Source organism: Phormidium tenue FACHB-1052, assembly GCF_014696675.1.
GTDB lineage: Bacteria > Cyanobacteriota > Cyanobacteriia > Phormidesmidales > Phormidesmidaceae > Nodosilinea > Nodosilinea tenuis_A.
In genome coordinates this window covers 134,326-154,445 of the sequence record NZ_JACJQN010000014.1, presented here as the reverse complement: position 1 = coordinate 154,445, position 20,120 = coordinate 134,326, and the positions used below count along the sequence as shown (strand labels likewise).

The window sequence follows — 20,120 nt, the reverse complement described above, 5'->3', positions numbered from 1 at the left end:
CCTCTGAATGCTTTTCGACCGCGTCCGGCTTGCTCCCGTTGACTAACTGCACCTAGCTGTCTGTTTTATTCACTTTAAAGCGCTCCACCGAGGTCAGCAGATCGCGGGCAACTCCCACCAGGTTTTGCAGCGAACCTGATACCCGCTGAGCCTCCTGGGAGGTTTCCTGGGCGGTAAGTTCTACCGATTGCATCACCTGGGCCACGGCGCGGGAGGTTTCGGTCTGCTCGACGGTGTCGGCGGTAATCGATCGCACCAGCACATCAATCCGGTTTGACACTTGGATAATGTCTTCGAGCGATCGCTTCGCCTGCTCCGCCAAGCGGGTGCCCTCAATCACCTGCTGGGTACCCTCTTCCATCGCGGTCATCACCCCGCCCGTCTCACTTTGAATTTGCAGCACGATCTGCTCAATCTCTTTAGACGCCTTGGCGGCGCGATCGGCTAGCTGCCGCACCTCGTCAGCCACAATCGCGAAGCCCCGACCGGCTTCCCCAGCCCGCGCCGCCTCAATACTGGCGTTGAGGGCCAGCAGGTTGGTACGGGAGGCAATCTGCGAAATCAACGCCACAATCTTCGAAATTTCCTGGGAAGATTCCGCTAGACGCTTCACCTTGCGGGTCGTCTCGGCCACCGTTTCGCGAATCTCCAAAATACCTGCCACCGTGCGCTCCACCGACTCACCTCCCTTGAGGGCAGTAGATGACGCGGTGCGAGCCACTTCCTCGGCCTCACGGGCGCTTTCGGCCACCCGCTGAATCGAGTCGGTCATCACCTGTACTGAGTTCAGCGTCACTGCCAGCTCCTCCGCCTGGCGCAGGGCGTCTGCCGAGAGACTGCGGGCAAAAATCTCGTTCTCCGTAGATCCCTTGCTCACCTGGCGCGCGGCCACACTCACCTGTTCCACAATCTCCCGCAGGTTTTGAATAGTGAGGTTAAAGGAGTCGGCTACAGCGCCGAGCACGTCAGCCGTGACCTCCGCCTGCACGGTCAAGTCGCCCCGAGCCGCCCCCTCCACATCGTCTAGCAGACGAATCACCTGGCGCTGAAGGTCTTCCTTGGCCTGCTCCTGCTCCTGAGCTTTGCGCTGGGCTTCACTGGTGGTGGTTAAAATCACCCGCGACATTTTGTTAAAGCTGCTGGCCAGCCGACCAAACTCGTCTTCGGTAAACACCGTGGCTCGGGCCGACAGGTTGCCCCGGATCACGGTGTCAAACTGCTGCTGCAGGTCGTCAACACTGCGGCCTACCTGGCGGTGGGCCAAACGCCCTACCACCAGGGCTGAGCCAAACCCGGCCACTCCACCTGCCAGCGCCATGGCGGCATGCACGACCTTGGGCATCGATCGCTCTGGCTGTATAGTCGATGCGGCAAAGTTAACCACGCCTACCGCCAGGGCCGAGGCCACGCCAGCCGCAATGGCCACGATCAGCTCTTTGGTAGGCAGCGGGGCATTGTCTAAAAAGGCCAGCCAGTCTTGCTCAGTGGTGACCGCTTCCACGTCATGGCTATCGGTTTGGGTAAACACAGGCAGGCTATCGCTGGCACCCGCAATGCTAAAAATATCGTCGTCGCTGATCACTGCCTGATCGTTCATGTCGCTGAGGTCAAAGGCGGAAGTGCCCCCGGAAAAGCCACTGTCGTCCGTTGAAGTCAGCCCTGAGGTGCCGACCGAGGGCGTCGTAAATCCAGCAGAACTGTCTGATAGCTCAAAATCAGGTAGGTTGCCCAAGTCGTCAAAGTCGCTAAATTCGTCTAAAAAGTCAACGTTGCTGCTGGGCTGAGTGCTGTCGTCTAAATCAGGCATGTATCCATTGTCGGTGTAGCCGTTGTAGTCGAGATCTGAGCTATCGCCAGCGGTGTCGAAATCGTCGGTCAGGAGATCGGGTTCAGGGGCAAACACCGTCATGTCGTCACCGCCGTCATCGGCGGGGGGCCAGCCCTGGTCAAAACCATGGGAGGCCAACTCCATGTCGCTGTAGAGGTCACCCCTGTGGGCCTCGGCGGCACCGCCAAAGGGGTCGTCGCCATGGCCCACTTCAAGGGAATCAAAGGAGGCATCATCGTCGTCAAAGGTGATGTCGTCTAGGCTCTCTTGGCCCTCAGCCCAGCCGCTGCCGCTGGCAGAGTCAGCGCCAAAGCTAAGGCCGACTCTGTCATCAGGGTCGGTGGCAAAGGGATCAGCCGCAAAGGGATCGGCTAAGGAGGTGTCGCTAAACCCGCCGTTGGCGATCGCACCGGGCATGTCGTCTTCCAGGCCAAAGTCGCCGAGGTCGAGATGGCTATCTGACAGCCCAGGGGCATTGGTCGCCCCAACACCGCTCCCTAAACCCATCGACATTGAAGCACCAGCGTCGAAGAAGGTATCGCCAGCATCGGTTTCGTAGTCTATCGCCGTACCGGAGGATGCCTCTGCGGCAAACTGATTGGCATAGTCGAGACCGTTGCTGGCATAGTCGACGTATTCGGGCTCTGAGGTCAGATCGAGCACGGCGCTATATTGGGCGGCGGCGACATCGTATCGCTGTAGGCCGTAGCAGTAGATGTGGCCTCGCAGCAGCAGCACGCTGGGGTCTTCAGGGTAATCGTCGGCCAGCTGATCGATAACTGCCGCAGCCTCCGAGTAGTTGCCCTGTACGTAGGCCCGTTCTGCTTTTTGATAGGCTTGAGAGTAATCGATGCCTGAAGCCATGGTCTTCTCCTGCCGGTGCAAATGTCCTAAGGGGTAAGGATGGGGCTAAGCCTAGGTGGCCCAGCGGGCTGAACGAATAACAGCAACGTGGTCAAGCAGCCTGAGGGTTTTGTTTTCCTCAGCGTCCATGACCCATTCACCGCGCAAAAATGGAGCCATTGTGTCGGGGCTATTGTCTGACACCCGAGTTTTGTCAGGGTTGAGCCAGCGGGTGCCCACAATGCGGTTGACGGCCAAGCCTAGCATAGTTCCCTGATCTTCAATGGCGATGACTGAGATCTCGGGGCGATCGGTGTTGAGCACCGATGAGTACCCGAGAAATTGACCCAGATCGGCTACCCATACCACCCGGCCCTGCTCGTTGAGGGTGCCTAGCAGCAGGTGCGACACATTGGGGATGGGCGTGATGCGATCGGGGGGCTGCTCAATAATGCGACGAATGCCGGTGGCAGGCAGCGCAAATTCATCCTCGGGGGTGACAAAGAAGCGCAAAAATAGCTCGCCATCGGGCGTTTCCAGCTCTTGCAGCTCTGGATCTTGGTCTTGCCCGGTCTGGGTGAGAAAGTCTGGATTGCCTACCATAAGCTTGTTGTTACGTTATCCTCTGTTGCGTCGCGCTTGAGTCTTATCCCCTGAGCAGCTGCTTGACCGTACCCACCAATTCGGTGGGTTGAAACGGCTTGGCAATGTAAGCGTCTGCCCCTTGCTTCATACCCCAGTAGCGATCGAATTCTTCACCCTTAGAGGAGCACATTACCACCGGCAAATTTTGGGTCAGGGGATCGGCTTTGATGCGGCGGCAGAGCTCGTACCCGTTCATGCGAGGCATGACAATGTCGAGCACAACCATGTCTGGGCGGTGGCTCTGAATTTGCTCAAGGGCTTCCATGCCATCGCTGGCTACGGTAACGCTGAGGCCGATACCCCGTAGTAGCTCGGTAATCATTTCCCGCTGAGGAACACTGTCTTCTACCACCAGAACTGTACTCATAGGTTGATTCAAAAAGGTCAGCTCAATGGCCAGACGTAAACCGTCAGTGACGCTGTGTGACTATTGCTGATCAAAGCTTAAGACACGACTGACCGCCCTTAAAAGCAGCCCCTAAGGACTCCAAGCCTGTGACTCTAACGTACCCTCAAACGCAGGCCATGCTTTCGGTTTAGATAAATTAATCATCCGGGTTGTTTAGATTATGGCGAATCTTATCGGATTTGATCCAAAAACCCTGATTAGGCAAAGGAATGTTACTGGGGCATAGGGGCTTTGCTAAAGTCAAGGTCGAATTCGTCTTCGATGGCTTCGGCTAGCAGGGTGTCGGGGCGAGGGCGGTTGAGGTCGCCAGGGCCAGCGTACTTTTCGACCAGCGCTAGCAGCTCGCCAGGGCCAAAGGGCTTAGTCAGGTAGTCGGTTGCGCCGACCATTCTGGCTTTAACTCGGTCTAAAAAGCCGTCTTTGCCGGTGAGCATGACGATGGGGGTTTGGCGAAAGGCGCTGGAGTGTCTCAGCATGGCGCATAGCTCGTACCCATCAAGCTCGGGCATGGTGATGTCGCAAAGAATCAGGTTGGGCTGTAGCTGAAACAGCAAGCCCAAGGCTTTGAGGGGGTTGCCAATGGAGGTGGCTTCGTAGCCTTGCCCGGAGAGAATGCGCTCTACGGCTTGGCGAACGGTAGCGCTGTCGTCAACACAGACAATTCGAGGCAAGCGATCGGGGCCAGGCCGTTGGTTGACGGGGGCTAGGTCTACCTCAGTAGAACCGTAGACCAGGCTAATTTGTCCCTGTTGCAGGGCAGGGACTATGCTGCGGGCGACGCTGAGCAGATCGCGACTGAGGTAGCGGGCAATGCGGCGGATGGACGTTTTGCCATCCATCCAGGTAACCATGCGCTGGTAGGCCTGGTTGGACACACTGGCCTGAAAGGCTTCGGGGGCTAGTAGAACGGGGCACTGATCGGGCGATTGCAGGTGGGGGTGCAGCTGATGCCAGGTTTGAATTTGCTGGGTGATGCCTGCGACTAGGTCGCTGATGGTGTGGGTCATCAGCTGGGGACTCAGCGCTGAGCTGAGCTGGAACACAAAGGCTCCGTGGTGGAGGCTCAGTAGGTCAAAGAGGGTTTCGTGCACCATGTGGCTCAGCATGGTGCGGCCCTGATCGGGGGTGATTAAGTGCTGTTCGAGCAGGGCCCATAGGGTGCCGTACTCAAGGGAGTTGAAGGCGGCGATCGCGGCGGTAGTGCTGGGGTCTGGCAGCGACTGGTCGATGCCGTAGCGGTGTAAATGGTCGCGCAGGCGATCGAGCTTGTTGTCGGTGGTGCCGGCGTAAACGAGCTGCCCGTTAGATAAAAATACAATCCAGGAGCGGGAATCAGCTGGCGTGAGCCCTCCATCAAAGGATTGATTGGGGGACTGGTTATTAGTGCTGCCGTAGCTTTCTAGGTACAGTTCGCCGGTGCGCTGCCCCAGCTCAATGAGCTGTAGAATGCTGCGAATATCGATTTCTGACAGATAACCCTGCATGAGGCAACCCAAGATGGGAACGGCACCTGATTAGCCAGGCCAGGAAGGTCGGGGGCTGAGTTCAGCATGCCCTAACTAGAAACCCAATCGTACCCTTCAATTTTCTGGGCATAACGATTGCCTTGCTAGAGGGCTGTGCTGCTGTGCTGAAGGGTTTAGCTTAAGGGCAATCGTTACGCCTAGCAGGAATCAGTTGGGAAGCAGCCCTCTCTGGTTTGTTTTCAGTATACGGCGCTTCGTCAGAGATGCTGCGCGATCAGGTCATAGCTCTTTGCTCGGTGGGAAGATTTTTGGGAACCTTAAAGATGCGCTGTCCAACTGGCAATGCGAGCGGTTGCGATCGCTTGCCCACACGCCGAGTTTACCGGGCGAAAATTTAGCTAAGATTCCCATTAGCTTTGGCAGCAGCGGTAGTACCCTCTAGATGGGTAAGATGGCTTGAGTCGTCAGTCTAAGGCTGATGCGGTTCGTCGTAGTTAAGTTGTCGCTATGGTGCGATCGCGATTTTTCTGACGGCAGGGTCTTGAACTTTACCCTGACTCCAAGGGTTTGCGATAGGGTTTATGGGTAAGCCAAATTACAACTAGGATGGACGGTAGCGTGGGTGATAGATAGGATGCTTGGCACTTGAGGCTCTGAGCTAATCTAGAGCTAGCTAAATGGTGTATCAGGACACATTTACGCAGCCACTAAATCGTTTACCTAAACAAGCAGCCCCGTTCGACCTACGGTGCGAGGTCTTTAAAATTACTGCGTCAGATTTATTTTCCTAACGTCAACGTTCTAAGCCACGAGGACCACCAGCGTGCTGTACCTAGCAGAAGTCCAGAAAAAGACCGGGTTTATTGGCAGCGGCAAGCCTGAGTTTAAGCTACTTGCCTGTCAGCGCAGCGAGAATAGCTGGAGCGCCGTGACCGGGGACGAGACCCTAGTGGCCCCCGACGACGCCTCCTACAACGCTGGTGCCTTAGTGATGGTGGAGGTCAGCAATAGCCGCCAAATCCAGCGTCACTATGAGGCGGGGCGATCGCTGACCACCATTCTGCAAAATTTCTCTAACCTAAGCAAAAAGTCTAAGACCCAGGAAGAAGAAATTGAGCAGTGGAAGCAGTCGCTTACCTTCCAAAGCCAGGAACTCAACCGCCGTGAGCTAGAGCTAGAGACCCGCCAGGAGCAGGTCGAGCAGGCCGAAGCCGATCTTGAACAGCTAGATGCCCAGCGGCAAGAGCTAGATCAGCTGCGCCAAAGCCTTGAGCAACAGCAGGAAGAACTCACCCGAAAAAATCAAGACCTCGAAGGGGCTTGGGCCCACCTCAATGGCGAAATGCGCCGCCTGGAAGAGCAGCGGGCCGAAGGCAGTGCAGCCGCTGGCCTTGACCCAGACCAGGTAGCCAACCTGCAAGGTGCCCTCAACCGTCTCACCGAAGCCGTGATGCCCGTTGAAGCACTGCGGGATCCGCTTACCCACGCCACCGATGGGCTGAACTACCATCAGGGATTGCTAGGCGACTATCGACAAGCGCTCGAAGGCCAACGCCAGGGCTTAGAGCAGCGCCAGCAGGAGTTAGACCAGCAGGCTAGCCAGCTCAATCAGCGCTGGGCCGATTGGCGTCAGGCTGAATCCGCGCTGGTAGCCAAACGCGAAGAGCTAAAGCTGCGTCAGCAGATGGTTAAAACCCAGCAGGAGCAGATTCAGACTCTAACGGATACTCTGCAAGCCCAAGCGAACCTGCACCAGAAAATCTACGACTTGCTCAACACCACCGACAAGGTACGGCTGAGCAAAAAGGTCGATGTAGCGGCTTTGGAGGCGATGGATTTAGACCACCTCCAAACCATGGTGGGCGATTTAGAAAAAGATCTAGAGAAAATGTCTCGCTTTGTCGCCGACCAGGAAGAGGAGCTGAACCTAGAGCAGCAGGCGATTGATGAGATCAAGCTCAAGATCGAGCAGGCCAGTGAGTTTGAGCGCCTTCAGCTAGAAACTGAGGTTGAAGAGGAGCAAGACCGCTACCAAATGCTCAACGAGACCCTAGTGGGCCAGCGGCGCAATTTGCTAGAGCGTGAGGAGGTGTTAAGTCAGCATCAGGCGGTACTGCGGCGACGCCAGGGTCTAACGGTGGAGGAAACGCCGGTTAGCGCTGTCGATCTCGAGCCTTTGCTCAACACCATTGATACTCAGCGCCAGCACACGACGGATACGATTCAGGCCCTAGAGACTGAGGTGAAGAAGCTCCAGGATGGCATCAGTCAGCTCAAGAAGGAGATTGGAACGGCTGAGGCGGCCCTGGCCACTAACCGCACTGAGGTAGAAGCCTTTGAGGCAGATCTGCGGCGGCAGCAGCAAGATCTAGCGGGCTTGATGGGCAAGCTAGCGGTCTGCGAAGAACTGCTTAACCCGGCGCAGGAAAGCGTCAATGGGCTGAGGCAGTCTTTGGAGAACCTAACTGGGGCCGTTACCAAGCTTCAGGAAGTCAACGATTACCAGTTGCAGGCGATCGCAGAGCTGCGCCAAACCGTAGTCAGCGTCGGCACTCCTCAGGTGGCGGCTTCCTAAGGTCTGCCTCAAAAACAGAGGTTCCAAGTGCTAGAGTCGGCTAAGAGACGTCTAGAGGCACAACCGCGCATGATTTGGGTCAACGAACAGATTGATCCGTCGGGGATCATTTACTCGTGCATTGCCTGCAGCGACGAAGCCCAGGCCCAGGACTGCTACCAGTCATTCTTAGACAACCTATCCGACGAGCAACGAGCCGCGGGCTGGGTCGCCCAAATACGCACCGTCGAGTCGTGGGATGAGGTGCCTGTCAACGCACTAAAGCTGAGCTATTGAAACCCAAATCGCTGCGGAGGCGAGTAGCTTAGGCCGAGGCTAGTGACTAGACTGCCGCCAGCGCCAGCGCCGATCGAGCAGCGTGCGGCTCAGCACTCGTACGGGATCTTGAGATTCGCCGGAGAATAGGGCAAAGTCTATGGGGCCCCAGGTTTGCTCTGCCTCTTCTGCCAAGGCCAGTAAACAGGGGTCATTGAGGGCAATGCGATAGTCAAACCGCAGGGTAAGTAGGGGTAAGCCCCCGTGCCCTGCGCCAGTGATGACCCCCCAGTCGTACTGGTCTAGCAGCGCCTGGAGCGACGCGCTGCCAGCGCGGCGAAATTGCTCAAGCTGCTGTTGTTTCTGTCTAAGCTCTTGCAGGAGTTGATGATTGGTCAACGTTGTGCCCCTCCACTGGCAGCCGTGATATAAACACCCTTACTTGAGTGTAAGGGGCGGCTTAGCCTCTAGAGTTGAAGACTTTCTATTGCTCTTTCCCACCCTTCTTCTGATAGCGCTATGGCCAGTATGGATTACATCAAACTCGACCAGTTTTTGAAGCAAATGCAGGCGGTTTCGACGGGGGGACAGGCCAAGCTGATGATTCAAGATGGCGAGGTGAGCGTCAACGGGGAGGTCGAAACTCGGCGGGGGCGGAAGCTGGTGACGGGCGATCGCGTCTCTCTAGACGGGCAGACCTGGGTCGTCGATCTGGCGGCTCTTGGGTAGATGGCTTCTGCCCAGAACGACGCTACTGATCAATTGGGTTCGCGACAAGGGTTGCCCTACAAAGTTTATCGATCTGTTAAGCAATCTCGAACCTTACCTAGGGAATGCTGATCTAGCCTTAGGGCTATAGAAGATTGAGACCAGGACAAAACCTTATTACTGAGATTTTTAATGCTATGGGGTTAAGCGATATCTTAAATGACAAAGCTGTGAAAGCCCAGGTGGTGGCTGACTGTGCCTCCCTCATCGATAACCAGGTGGCCTCTAAGGGTGGCTTTGGGGGTATGGCCTTAAAAACTACCTACGGCGTCGTCAAGGGGATGAACTCAGGCTATATTCCTGGGGCCATTGGGCGAATGTTGCCCGAGGTGGTAGTCTCCCTAGAACCTATGTGGATCGAGGGTGAGCAGGCGGGCGATCCGGTGGCCTACCTGACTCAGAACCAGGTGCGAGCTGCCGATGTCATTTTGGGAGTGACCGATCGCCGCATTGCCAAGACCGACAACGGGGTGGTGCGATCGTCGTATACCAAGCTGCGCAAGTCGGTGAAAGGCGACGTGGAGAGCGCTGTACCAGAGCTAGCCAAGATTTTTGGCCGCTATAGCGTGGTTGCCTCCTAGGCACTGAAGGCTAACTATGGCGAGACAGATTGCCTAGCCAATGGTTTGGTAGAGCTGATCCCAGTAGGGTTCAGCGAACTTAACTAGCCAGTCTTTGATGTGGTAGGTGGCCCGGCAGTCGTCTTCGTTGTAGCGCAGGATGGCATTCAGGTAGGTGCGATCGCCGGTTTCGGCCCAGGCGTTGTACCAGCAGATTGACTGGGCGCCGTTGGCTCCCTCGTCACGCCAGTCAAAGCCCATCCAGCGGGCAATGTGCTTGAGGGCATAGCTCTCGATGGGCAGGGTGACGCCATCGGTGATGCACTTGTGGATATCAAAAAAGCGATCGAGTAGGGCCTCAATGCGGCGGTGGGGCGTGCCGTAGAGCTGCCCTAACTTGCGAACCGCCTGGGCCTCGTAGGGGCAAAAGTGGTAGATCGGCGCGTAGGGATAGGTATGCACCAAATCGAGAAAATCGTTCCAGGCGCGGCGCTCCTGATGTTGGTTTTCGGCCAGCAAGGCATGGAAGCTAGTCTCACCAGTGCGGTGGTTGACCACCAGCACGCCGTGGAGGTAGATCAGATTTTGATCGGGGGCGGCCTCAATATCAAAGTACAGCTCAACTTCGCCCTCGGGTAAATCTTCCGGCCACAGCGGAAACCCGTGGGGGGCATGGGGGGCGCTGCGCGGAATAGCGCGGTTGTCGATTAGCGCCTGGGCCTGATGAACCAGCTTTTCGGCTACCTGTTCTCCAAAGCCGGGCAGGGGAGCTAGGTGGGCCGGGCTGGCCTGAGCCAAGGCAGCCACGGTGGTGAGGTGGTGCTGCTTGAGAAACTCGTAGCGGGCCGGGGTGACTCCCGGCAGCAGTGATAGGTGGCGGGTTGCTCTGGCCTCGGTGTAGCAATGGTTGAACCAGTGGCAGAGATCGCAGCGGCTGTGGGAAATAAACAGCTCCGGCGTAACTGTACTGCGCAGTTCCCTAAGGCAGTCGTTGAGCACCATTTGCAGCTTGGGCACCAGTCGCGCCAGGTCGATGTGGTAGGTTTGCCCACCGCGCAGGGACAGGCAACTGGTGTCAGGCCACACCCCTTGTACTCGCGAGAGCACGTAGGCATGGTAGGCCGCGACCACCTGATAGTCGAGCTTCGGCTTTTTGCCCAGCTTGATATCTACGGGCACATAGACCCAATTGCCCCAGCATGACCAGCCGGGCCGCTTGATCAGCAGGTCGGGCTGGCTCACCAACTGCACCCCATCCACCGCTGAGGGAGCGGCCAATACCCCTTGGCGAATGGCCTCAACGCCTTCAGCCATCAGGGCTAACGTGGCTTTTGCCCCAGCGGCCCAGTCGCCCGATGGAAACTCGGGCCGGTGGAGGGGATAGTAATCTTCAAGCACGCGCTCACGGTGGGTGAGGCTATCTTGGCGCAGCTTGAGCAGGTAGTCAGAGGGAGACGCTTGCTGAATGCGATCGCCATACAGATCTAAAAAGGCCCGCCGACTACAGCGCTGGTAGTGAAACAGCACGTCGTCGGTAAGCCATTGAATGAGGGGTTTAGGCGCTGTCGTCGTCTCAGCTGGAAAGCTCAGGAGGCTTGGCGGGCCACCCACTGAACTTGAATGCGGTGGCAGGGGGTGGCTAGCAGACAAAGCGAGTTATAGGGCAGGTGTTAGAGAACAAAGAAAACGGCTGCTGTTGCGGATGCACCAAAGCTGTAAGAGAAGCACTTAGCTGGCCAACGGGCATGGCCACGTTACAGGGCTGCGATAGCCATCGCTGGGTATCATCGCTCCACTGCTGCTGCCAATCGCTTCCCATAGCTGACTACTGGGTTGGGATCAATCCCACGGTTTCTTATTCTAAGCATGTTATACCCTATAGCGGTTTCCGGGGAAGCGCGGCGCGGCTTGGGCGATCGGGAATGGGCTGAGGCGGCCCCAGGGTTGGGCTAGGTAGTATAGGGTTGAGAAGATCCCTCTCTTTAGACAAATCCTCTGCCCGTGATTGATTCCTCTTCTACTGCTGTGCTCGATCGCCTAGCTCTCCACCGCCAGCAGTTTCCGGCCCTGAGGGGTAAGCAGTACTTCAACTATGGCGGGCAGGGGCCGATGGCCCAGACTACCCTAGACGCCATTTTTCAGGCCCACCACCACATGCAGGAAATGGGGCCATTTTCGGGGGCAACCAACCAGTGGATTATGGCTGAGGCGGCTCAGACTCGGGCGGCGATCGCCGCCGAACTCGGCACCACCGCCGATACCATCACCCTCACCGAAGATGTCACCGTCGGCTGCAACATTCCCCTGTGGGGGATCGCCTGGAAGGCTGGGGATCACATGCTGCTGTCAGACTGCGAGCACCCCGGCGTGATCGCCGCCGTGCAGGAAATTTGCCGCCGCTTCGACGTCACCTACAGCTTCTGCCCCCTGCTCGAAACCGTGAATGGCGGTGACCCAGCCGCCGTCGTGGCTGAGCACCTGCAACCCAATACCCGGCTGCTGGTGGTCAGCCACATTTTGTGGAATACCGGCCAGGTCTTGCCCCTAGAGCGCATGGTTGACGTCTGCCGCGATCGCCCCAACCCAGTGCTAGTGCTAGTGGATGCGGCCCAGTCTGTCGGTGCTCTGCCGCTGGATCTGCCTGCGATCGGGGTCGATTTTTACGCCTTTACCGGCCACAAGTGGTGGTGCGGCCCCGCCGGGCTAGGCGGTCTCTACGTGCGCCCCGAGGCGATGGCGCAGATTGCTCCCACCTTCATTGGCTGGCGCGGCATTACCACCGACGCTGCCGCTAACCCCACCGGCTGGAAGCCCAACGGTGAGCGTTACGAGGTGGCGACTTCCAACTATCCGCTGCTGGCGGGATTAAGGGCGGCGATCGCCCATCAGGCCGAGTGGGGCACCGCGACCCAGCGCTACCAACGTCTAGTGGAACTCAGCCAGCGGCTGTGGTCACAGTTGCAAGAGCTGCCCTACCTGCGCCCGGTGCGGCAAACCCCGCCCGATTCTGGCCTAGTGTCTTTTTGGGTGCTAGAGAACGGCGAGCCTTCCCCAGCCTGGCACAAGCGACTGGTGGATGAGCTAGAGCGCCAGAATGTGTTTCTTCGCACCCTGCTAGCGCCCAACTGCGTCCGCGCCTGCACCCACTACCTCACACTGGAGTCAGAAGTCGATGACTTGGTCGCCGCTATTAAGCGCATCCTCTCAGACCTGACATAAATCTAGAGACCCACTGGCCAGAGACCCACCGGCAACCCGCTAAACTAGAAGTCCGTGAGTACTATTGTGTCCAGATTCCATGATTGCCCCAGGTGCCGCCGACTTTCTCGATGAATATGATGTGGTGGTCGTTGGTGGTGGCCACTCGGGCTGTGAGGCGGCCCTAGCCTCGGCGCGGCTGGGCTGTCGCACCCTGATGATTACCCTCAACCTCGACAAAATTGCTTGGCAGCCCTGCAACCCCGCCGTGGGTGGCCCAGCCAAATCGCAGCTTACCCACGAAGTCGATGCCTTGGGGGGCGAAATTGGCAAAATGGCCGATCGCACCTACCTGCAAAAGCGCGTGCTCAACAATTCTCGCGGCCCCGCCGTATGGGCCTTGCGGGCGCAAACCGACAAGCGCGAATACGCCGCCGTCATGAAAACCATCGTCGAAAACCAGGAGAACCTGGTGATCCGCGAGGGCATGGTGACGGATTTGGTGCTCGGCCCCAACGACGAGGTGGTAGGGGTCGAAACCTACTTTGGTGTTGCCTTCAAATGCAAAGCCGTGATTTTGACCACCGGAACATTTCTGGGGGGCACCATCTGGATTGGCGACAAATCAATGGCGGCAGGCCGAGCCGGAGAATTTGCTGCTACTGGCCTAACCGACACCCTCAACCGCCTGGGGTTTGAAACCGGGCGGCTCAAAACCGGCACCCCGGCGCGGGTCGATCGCCGCTCGATCAACTTTGATGTGCTCGAACCCCAGCCCGGCGATGATGACATCCGCTGGTTTAGCTTTGACCCCGAGGCCTGGGTTGAGCGCGAGCAGATGCCTTGCCACCTCACTCGCACCACTGCCGCTACCCACCGGCTCATTCAAGAAAACCTTCATTTGTCGCCGATTTACGGCGGCTGGGTCGATTCAAAAGGGCCTCGCTACTGCCCTAGCATCGAAGACAAAATCGTGCGATTTGCCGACAAAGAGAGCCACCAGATTTTTCTGGAGCCTGAGGGCCGCGACATTCCTGAGATCTATGTGCAGGGCTTTTCGACCGGCCTGCCTGAGAAACTTCAGCTAGCCATGCTGCGCACGCTACCGGGCCTAGAGCACTGCGCTATGCTGCGCCCCGCCTATGCTGTGGAGTATGACTACCTGCCCGCCACCCAGTGCTACCCCACTATGATGACCAAGCGGGTTGAGGGGCTATTCTGCGCAGGCCAGGTGAATGGCACCACCGGCTACGAGGAGGCTGCTGCCCAAGGCTTTGTGGCTGGGGTCAACGCCGCCCGGTTAGTGCGCGATCAGGAGATGCTGGTGTTTGCCCGCGAGCAGAGCTACATAGGCACACTGCTCGACGACCTCTGCACTAAGGATCTGCGGGAACCCTACCGCATGCTGACGTCGCGCTCAGAATATCGGCTGCTGCTGCGTTCTGACAATGCCGACCAGCGCCTGACCCCCCTGGGCCGCGAAATTGGCCTGATTGACGATCGCCGCTGGGAAGTCTTCACCCGCAAGTACACCAACATTGCCGCCGAAAAAGAGCGCCTGCAAGAAACCCGGGTCAAAGAGCATGACGAGCTGGGCCAAAGGATTGCGGCGGATACCGACCAGCGGATCAAAGGCTCGATTACCCTGTCCGATCTGCTGCGCCGTCCGGGTTTGCACTACGGCGACCTAGACCGTTACGGCCTCGGCAATCCAGCGCTGATTCGCGAAGAAAAAGAGGGAGCCGAGATCGACATCAAGTATTCGGGCTACATTCAGCGGCAGCAAAACCAGATCGACCAGGTGGCCAAGAGCACCAATCGTAAGCTGCCCGAAACCCTTGACTATGCGGCGATCGACACCCTTTCAAAAGAAGCGCGCGAGAAGCTGAACCAGGTCAAACCGCTGACCATTGGCCAGGCCTCGCGCATCGGTGGCGTTAACCCTGCCGACGTCAACGCTCTGCTGGTCTACCTGGAGATTCAGTCGCGGCGTGGTCAGGCGACCCCAGCGGCAATTCGTTAGAATCAAGCCGATTCTCTCTAGCTGACTCTCTGGGGGCAAACCATGGCCAAGCCAATTTTGATCACTGGAGCTTCTAGCGGCATTGGCTATGAGCTGGCGAAGGTATGTGCTGCCCACCGTCACGACCTGGTGCTGGTTGCCCGTCGGGAAGAACCCCTGTTAGAGCTTAAGGATGAGTTACAGAAGGCCTACGGCGTGCTGGTGCTCACCTATCGGGGCGATCTGACCGATGCCAATACCCGCTACCAGTTCTACGAATGGACTCAGTTCAAGGGCATTACGCCCTACGCTCTGGTGAACAACGCCGGTTTTGGGTCGCTAACCGCTTTTGCTGAGGCCGATTGGGACAAGCAAAACGCTATGCTTCAACTCAACATCGTGGCGCTGACCCACCTGACTCGACTATATCTGCCCGCCATGATTGCCCAGGGGCAGGGCCGGATTCTCAATGTGGCGTCTACGGCGGCGTTTTTGCCGGGGCCTTATATGGCGGTGTATTACGCCAGTAAGGCCTACGTGCTGTCGTTTACAGATGCGATCGCCACCGAGCTAGAGGGCACTGGCGTTACCGCCACTACCCTGTGTCCTGGCCCCACCCAGTCAGAGTTTCAGGCGCGGGCTGAAATCAAAGACGCCAAGCTGTTTGAGAGCAAAACACTGCCCACGTCAGCAGCCGTTGCCGCCTATGCCTACACCGCCATGGAAAAAGGTCAGCGCATCGCGGTTCACGGCACCACTAACAAAGTGCTGTCGCTGGTAACCCGGCTGCTGCCTCGCCAGAAGCTGGCCAATATCACTAAGGAACTGCAAAAGCCTGCCTAGGTGAAGCCCTTGCCCGATGATGTTCTCAAATCTCGGCTGGTGGCTCATCTGGAGCAGGTGGTGGGCGATCGCAACCCCTACTTTGCCTCTGCCAATCACTTTTTTGTGCAGCAATATATCCAGCAAGAGTTTTCCCGCTGGGGTCAGTTCACAGGCCATACCTTCGAGCATCGAGGTCAACAGCACACCAACTGGGTCTTAAACCTGCCAGGGCGCGATCCCCATCGTCCGCCTATTTTAGTTGGGGCTCACTACGACTCAGTGCCCGGTTCCCCTGGGGCCGATGACAATGCCACCGGCGTCGCAGTGCTGCTGGAGCTAGCCCGCGCTTGGGTCGAGTGGCCAGGCAAGTCTCCCCTGCGCCTAGTGGCCTTTGACTTAGAAGAACTGGGCTTTGTAGGTAGCCACCACTATGCTGCCGCTCTGCACCAGAGCGCTGAACCCTTAGGGCTCATGCTATCCCTTGAAATGCTGGGCTACTGCTGCCAACAGCTCCGCTCTCAAAAGTATCCGCCTGGGTTAGAGCGCGTCTACCCCAACCAGGGCAACTACATCGCCCAGATCGGCCCCTGGCAAAGCATTCCAACCATGATGGGGCTGTGGTGGGGGTTTCGTGCTGCCGGGTTGCGTAGCCAGTGGCTGCCCGTTGTGAACCAGGGAAAGGCTGTGCCCGACACTCGCCGCAGCGACCATGTCCCCTTTTGGGACTTAGGCTACCCGGCTATTTTGGTGACAGACACTGCATACCTGCGCAACCCCCACTATCACCAGCCTACCGACACTTTAGAGACGCTAGATCTAGATTTTCTCACCCAGGTTTGCCAGGGGTTAATCTACGGCCTGCGCCGTCTGTGAGGCTTGCTGATAGTCAAACGTTGCCTTGAGCACTAAGGCTGGATCGACCCAGGCTCCATCATACTTGAGACCCCAATGTAGGTGAGGGCCAGTGGTGCTGCCGGTCATGCCCACGCGACCAATGCGCTGGCCCGAGGTCACCATTTGTCCTTGGCGAATCTCGATGCCGCCGTCGCGATCGACCAATACCCGGCCACCTTCTTTCTCGACCACAATGCTGCCCTGCATATGACAGTAGACGTGAGTCCAGGAGCCGGACTGAATGATAGCGGTGGTGCCGCAGGCGGTGTGGTCGTGCACTTCAACTACTTTGCCCTCCCACCAGCTGCGAATATAGCTGCCCATAGGGGCGGCTAAGTCTAGCCCGTAGTGAAAGCGGTTGCCCCCCATGGGGTGTTGCCGGTAGCCAAAGGGTGACGTGTAGCGCGAAAAATGTTCTAGAGGAAACGATGACCCCAACCAGGGGTTGGCGGGGATCTGTTCTTCGGCAACCACTTGGGGAGTTGATTGAGTGAGTTCTGTCATCGTGCCAATGCCAACGCTAAGCGCAACGATCCAACCCAAGGCTTGCGCCCTGTCAAAGCGACCATCCATAGCTGCAAAACCGAGTGCTGGGGCTTGCAATAGTACAATTGCATTTATAAGAATAGTTCAAGCGTACTGACTTGCCAAGCTTTTTCTCTTGAATCATTGAAGGGTCTAGTAGAACGTGACTGTACAGGCCAAGCTGGGGCCGAGTCTTGTTGAACTGCTCCTAATTGGGCCAGGCAAACGCCGTTTGCACCTACAAAGTTGCCTTGGGTTGAGTCGGGTTATGGAGTGTGGAGTTGAGTTCAATCCATGGCTCTATTTGCTACCCGCTTCTAGGGCCAGACTGTTTGCGGGTGGTTCTAGCACCTCTACAACGCCGGTTTCGCCATTGACCCGTACCCACTGGCCGGTATGTAGCCGCTGAGTGGCGTTGGTCACATCCATAACGGCAGGGATGCCGTACTCGCGGGCGATGATTGCCCCGTGGGAGAGACGACCGCCCACTTCGGCAATCAGCCCGTGGGCGCGGGCCAGCAGCGGTGCCCAACCGGCATCGGTATAGGGCACCACTAGAATGAAGGGGCCATTGGCGGCAGCTACGGCTTCAAGCTGGGTCACTACCAATACTGGGCCCGCAACGGTGCCAGCACTAGCGCCGATGCCAGTGAGCTTTTGCTGCACGGTAGCGGTTGGCATGAGGGGTATCTGGCGGCTGGGGGGCTCGTTGCCAAACACTAGGTAGGGGACAGCAGGCATTTTCTTATCTCGCTCGTACTGGGCTTTGCGATCGCCAATCCGCTCCTGCACCGCGCGCCAGTCGGGCATCCTACCCCCCACCAATGCCTGGATTTCTTCTAGGGTGAGCAAGAAGATGTCATCCCGTTCCTGCAAATGCCCTTGCGTTTGCCACTGGGTTGCCAGGGCTAAAACGCTCCAGCGCAGCTCGGCTAGCAGCCGGTTGTAGATCGTATTCACCTGTCCCTTGAGATCGAGGCGACGCTGCACTGTAGTGGCTTTACCTTGTGAGGCGGTCGTTTTAGGGGGTGGTGGCTGCTGCACAAACTGGGCTAGCAGTTCGCGCACTGGGCCAGGGCTTTCTTGCCAGGTGGCCACGGCAATGTCGGTGCCCACGGGGCTGAGGTAGCCGTACTGCTCAATAAACTGCCCCATGGCCTTGAGCAACGATTCGCCGTCGGTGCTTTCGGCCAGGGCCGTCATCAGCGACGAGCTGTCGGTGATGCGGGCCAGTTCAGGCTTCGAGAGCGTCTGGCGAATATCTTGGGCGATCGCCCGCAACGCCTCCAAGGCCGCAATCTCGTCATTTTGCATCGGGTTGAGGCTTTCTTCCGGCACCTTGAGCAGGGCGCGGCGCAGGGCAAAGCTCAGCGGGCCGAGGATGTTGTAGTAGGTGACCCGCTTCAGCAACTCAAGAATCTGGTCTACTCGGTCGAGCAATTCTTGAGGCGTAAGGGTATCCCTGGGGGTATTGGCTAGGGCTTGCAGGGCGGGGGCAAAGCGATCGCGATTCTCCTGGGTAAACTGCTGCTCCAGCTTGAGTTCACGGCGCAGCAGGCGCACCAGACCGGGCATATTCCGCAGCGTGGAGCCCAGAGGGGGACGGCTAAACTTGGCCCCGCGAGTCAAAAACTCCAGGCTTTCGGCGGGCAGGCCCATGCGGCGAAAGATATCCCCCAGCAGGGTGGCGTTGAAGTAGGCGTGGGCGTGGTGCAGCGTAGCGGTGGCTTCAAAGTCGAGCCCACGGGCGCGATCGCCCAGCACCACCGTAAAAATCTCGCCCCACACGCCGCAGGTCAAAGGCCGATTGATCGACCAGGTCAGCGGGCGAATCGTGCCGGGGATCACCTCGGCGGCGATCTTGCGCGTCCACAGCGGTTGCAGTGTGGTGATCGGGCGGCTCTGCAACAGCCATAGGGTGTTGCCGTCAAAGCTCCACTCGAGGTCTTGGGGAACACCTTGGTAGCGGCTCTCCAGGTGGCGAGCCAGGTAGGCCACCTGCTGAAGCAGCCGCGAGGGAGTTTGGCCCTGGCCCTCTACCGTCAGCGTCAGCGCGTCGGAGAGCTGCCAATCGGCTTCGGCAATTTCTGCCAGGGGCGGCATATCGTCGGCTTGCACCAGCACTCTATACTGTTCGGGCGTCACCTGCCCCCCCACCACCTGGTCAGCTCCACCGGGCAGCGCTTCGATCACCACCGCATCGCCGCAGCGGGCAATCGGGTCACGGCTAAAGGCCACTCCCGAAAACTGCCCCTGCACCTGCTGCTGCACGATCACCGCCAGCCCCTGTTCGGGTAAACCCTTGCTCTGCCGATAGGCCTTTGCTTGAGGTGCGCTATAGGACGAGAACACCCGCACGATCGCCGCCGCCAGGGCCTCCTGGCTAGTGATGTTTAGAAATGACTGATACACTCCCGCCGCCGAGGCCGTGCCCGTATCTTCGTCCTGGGCCGAGGAGCGGACGGCGAGGGGCTGGGTAGGGGAGGGCTCGGCGATCGCCAGCAGCGCGGTTGGGTCATCGCCAGCGGGCAGCACGTAGCCGCGCGGCACCGGGTAGCCCCAGGCTGTTAGCTGGCCCAGGGTGGCCGCTTTGTGGCCAAACTTGGTGGGGTCAAGGGCGCGATCGAGGGCTACAAGGGCGCGATCGCCGCGAAAAAACCGAAACATGGTACGAGACTCCAATCGTCCTTGATCGTCAGGCAAATCGAGATCGTCAGGTAGCTTTTGATAAATCCAGGCGATCAGCCCGCTGAGGCAAGACATCGCCAACACCAGCTCTCCATCGGAGTGGCGCAGAGCGGTGATCAGCGGTAGCAACACCAGCGACAGCAGCCGACCCTGACGCCGCTCGCGAAAGATGGTAAACCCTAGCCCGCTGAGCATAAACGTCAGCAGCGCCGTCGGCCAGTCGTACGCCGCAACGCCCCACACCACGTTGGTAGTACCCGCTCCCTTAGCAAACCAGTAGCGGCCCATCACCAGGCCAATCAGAGCAATAATTTCCCACACCGGGTCTGCCGGAAAGTAGTGCCGCGCTAGTAGCACGACCCCAATGCCCTTGGCCGCCTCCAGCAAGACCGCCACAATGCCCGCTACTTTGCCGCCGTGGTAGAAAGCAGCCGACACCCCGACATTGCCTGTGCCTACTCGCCGCAGCCGTTTCCCCGAGAGCAGCCGCGTTGACCACCCTGTCAGGGGCAACCCACCCACTACCGGAGACAGCACAAAGATTAAAAAGGCACCCCAAACCTGGGTAAGGGTCATAGCCATTGTCGTTAGGGGTTAGATGACATCAGCAAAGGGTCAGGGCATTGTACTACCCCTTAA

16 protein-coding genes are annotated in these 20,120 nt (G+C 58.2%); 8 read left to right on the top strand and 8 right to left on the bottom strand.

The features are described 5' to 3' along the window. Positions 1–52: 52 nt before the first annotated feature. The 4 genes from H6G07_RS18810 to H6G07_RS18795 form a co-directional block, all read right to left on the bottom strand. A complete protein-coding gene (locus H6G07_RS18810; RefSeq protein WP_073608131.1) occupies positions 53–2,692 on the bottom strand; it encodes a methyl-accepting chemotaxis protein in 2,640 nt (879 codons plus the stop codon). 51 nt (positions 2,693–2,743) lie between these two features. After that, positions 2,744–3,274: a chemotaxis protein CheW gene (locus tag H6G07_RS18805; RefSeq protein ID WP_073608130.1), complete on the bottom strand. Its 531-nt coding sequence runs from the start codon at positions 3,272–3,274 to the stop codon at positions 2,744–2,746. A 43-nt stretch (positions 3,275–3,317) separates the two neighbouring features. Then, positions 3,318–3,683 (bottom strand): response regulator transcription factor, encoded by a 366-nt coding sequence (locus H6G07_RS18800; RefSeq protein WP_073608129.1) that lies wholly within the window; start codon positions 3,681–3,683, stop codon positions 3,318–3,320. 254 nt (positions 3,684–3,937) lie between these two features. Further along, a complete protein-coding gene (locus H6G07_RS18795) occupies positions 3,938–5,209 on the bottom strand; it encodes a response regulator (protein ID WP_073608128.1) in 1,272 nt (423 codons plus the stop codon). An 805-nt stretch (positions 5,210–6,014) separates the two neighbouring features. Here H6G07_RS18795 and hmpF point away from each other — a divergent pair. Then, positions 6,015–7,766, top strand: a complete 1,752-nt coding sequence (gene hmpF, locus H6G07_RS18790; protein WP_073608127.1) for a pilus motility taxis protein HmpF — start codon at positions 6,015–6,017, stop codon at positions 7,764–7,766. Positions 7,767–7,835: 69 nt separating this feature from the next. Continuing rightward, positions 7,836–8,042: a glycogen debranching protein gene (locus H6G07_RS18785; protein ID WP_073608126.1), complete on the top strand. Its 207-nt coding sequence runs from the start codon at positions 7,836–7,838 to the stop codon at positions 8,040–8,042. 39 nt (positions 8,043–8,081) lie between these two features. Here H6G07_RS18785 and H6G07_RS18780 read toward each other — a convergent pair whose 3' ends face one another. Further along, positions 8,082–8,420 (bottom strand): hypothetical protein, encoded by a 339-nt coding sequence (locus H6G07_RS18780; RefSeq protein ID WP_073608125.1) that lies wholly within the window; start codon positions 8,418–8,420, stop codon positions 8,082–8,084. 120 nt (positions 8,421–8,540) lie between these two features. On the opposite strand from H6G07_RS18780, the gene H6G07_RS18775 reads away from it, so the two are divergent. Both H6G07_RS18775 and H6G07_RS18770 read left to right on the top strand, forming a co-directional pair. Continuing rightward, positions 8,541–8,750 (top strand): RNA-binding S4 domain-containing protein, encoded by a 210-nt coding sequence (locus H6G07_RS18775; RefSeq protein WP_073608124.1) that lies wholly within the window; start codon positions 8,541–8,543, stop codon positions 8,748–8,750. Between the two features lie 176 nt (positions 8,751–8,926). Continuing rightward, positions 8,927–9,370 (top strand): DUF6918 family protein, encoded by a 444-nt coding sequence (locus tag H6G07_RS18770; RefSeq protein WP_073608123.1) that lies wholly within the window; start codon positions 8,927–8,929, stop codon positions 9,368–9,370. Positions 9,371–9,403: 33 nt separating this feature from the next. Here the strand turns inward: H6G07_RS18770 and H6G07_RS18765 are convergent, their stop codons facing one another. Beyond that, positions 9,404–10,960, bottom strand: coding sequence for a TM0106 family RecB-like putative nuclease (locus H6G07_RS18765; protein ID WP_244901918.1), 1,557 nt, complete (start codon positions 10,958–10,960; stop codon positions 9,404–9,406). Positions 10,961–11,353: 393 nt separating this feature from the next. On the opposite strand from H6G07_RS18765, the gene H6G07_RS18760 reads away from it, so the two are divergent. From H6G07_RS18760 to H6G07_RS18745, 4 genes are all read left to right on the top strand, one after another. Further along, on the top strand, positions 11,354–12,568 hold the full coding sequence (locus H6G07_RS18760; RefSeq protein WP_244901920.1) for an aminotransferase class V-fold PLP-dependent enzyme: 1,215 nt from the start codon (positions 11,354–11,356) through the stop codon (positions 12,566–12,568). A gap of 79 nt (positions 12,569–12,647) precedes the next feature. Further along, the gene (gene mnmG / locus H6G07_RS18755) at positions 12,648–14,570 is read left to right on the top strand and encodes a tRNA uridine-5-carboxymethylaminomethyl(34) synthesis enzyme MnmG (RefSeq protein WP_073608122.1); all 1,923 of its coding nucleotides are present in this window, start codon (positions 12,648–12,650) and stop codon (positions 14,568–14,570) included. Between the two features lie 42 nt (positions 14,571–14,612). Continuing rightward, on the top strand, positions 14,613–15,392 hold the full coding sequence (locus H6G07_RS18750) for an SDR family NAD(P)-dependent oxidoreductase (protein WP_073608121.1): 780 nt from the start codon (positions 14,613–14,615) through the stop codon (positions 15,390–15,392). Positions 15,393–15,401: 9 nt separating this feature from the next. Beyond that, positions 15,402–16,247, top strand: coding sequence for a M28 family peptidase (locus tag H6G07_RS18745; protein ID WP_073608221.1), 846 nt, complete (start codon positions 15,402–15,404; stop codon positions 16,245–16,247). Here the strand turns inward: H6G07_RS18745 and H6G07_RS18740 are convergent. Next, positions 16,221–16,841 carry a M23 family metallopeptidase gene (locus H6G07_RS18740; RefSeq protein WP_073608120.1) on the bottom strand — a complete coding sequence of 207 codons (621 nt, stop codon included), beginning with the start codon at positions 16,839–16,841 and terminating at the stop codon, positions 16,221–16,223. The two genes, H6G07_RS18745 and H6G07_RS18740, sit on opposite strands and share 27 nt — an antisense overlap. A 252-nt stretch (positions 16,842–17,093) precedes the next feature. Further along, complete coding sequence (locus H6G07_RS18735; RefSeq protein WP_073608119.1) at positions 17,094–20,057, bottom strand: glycerol-3-phosphate acyltransferase; 2,964 nt, start codon at positions 20,055–20,057, stop codon at positions 17,094–17,096. Positions 20,058–20,120: the final 63 nt, after the last annotated feature.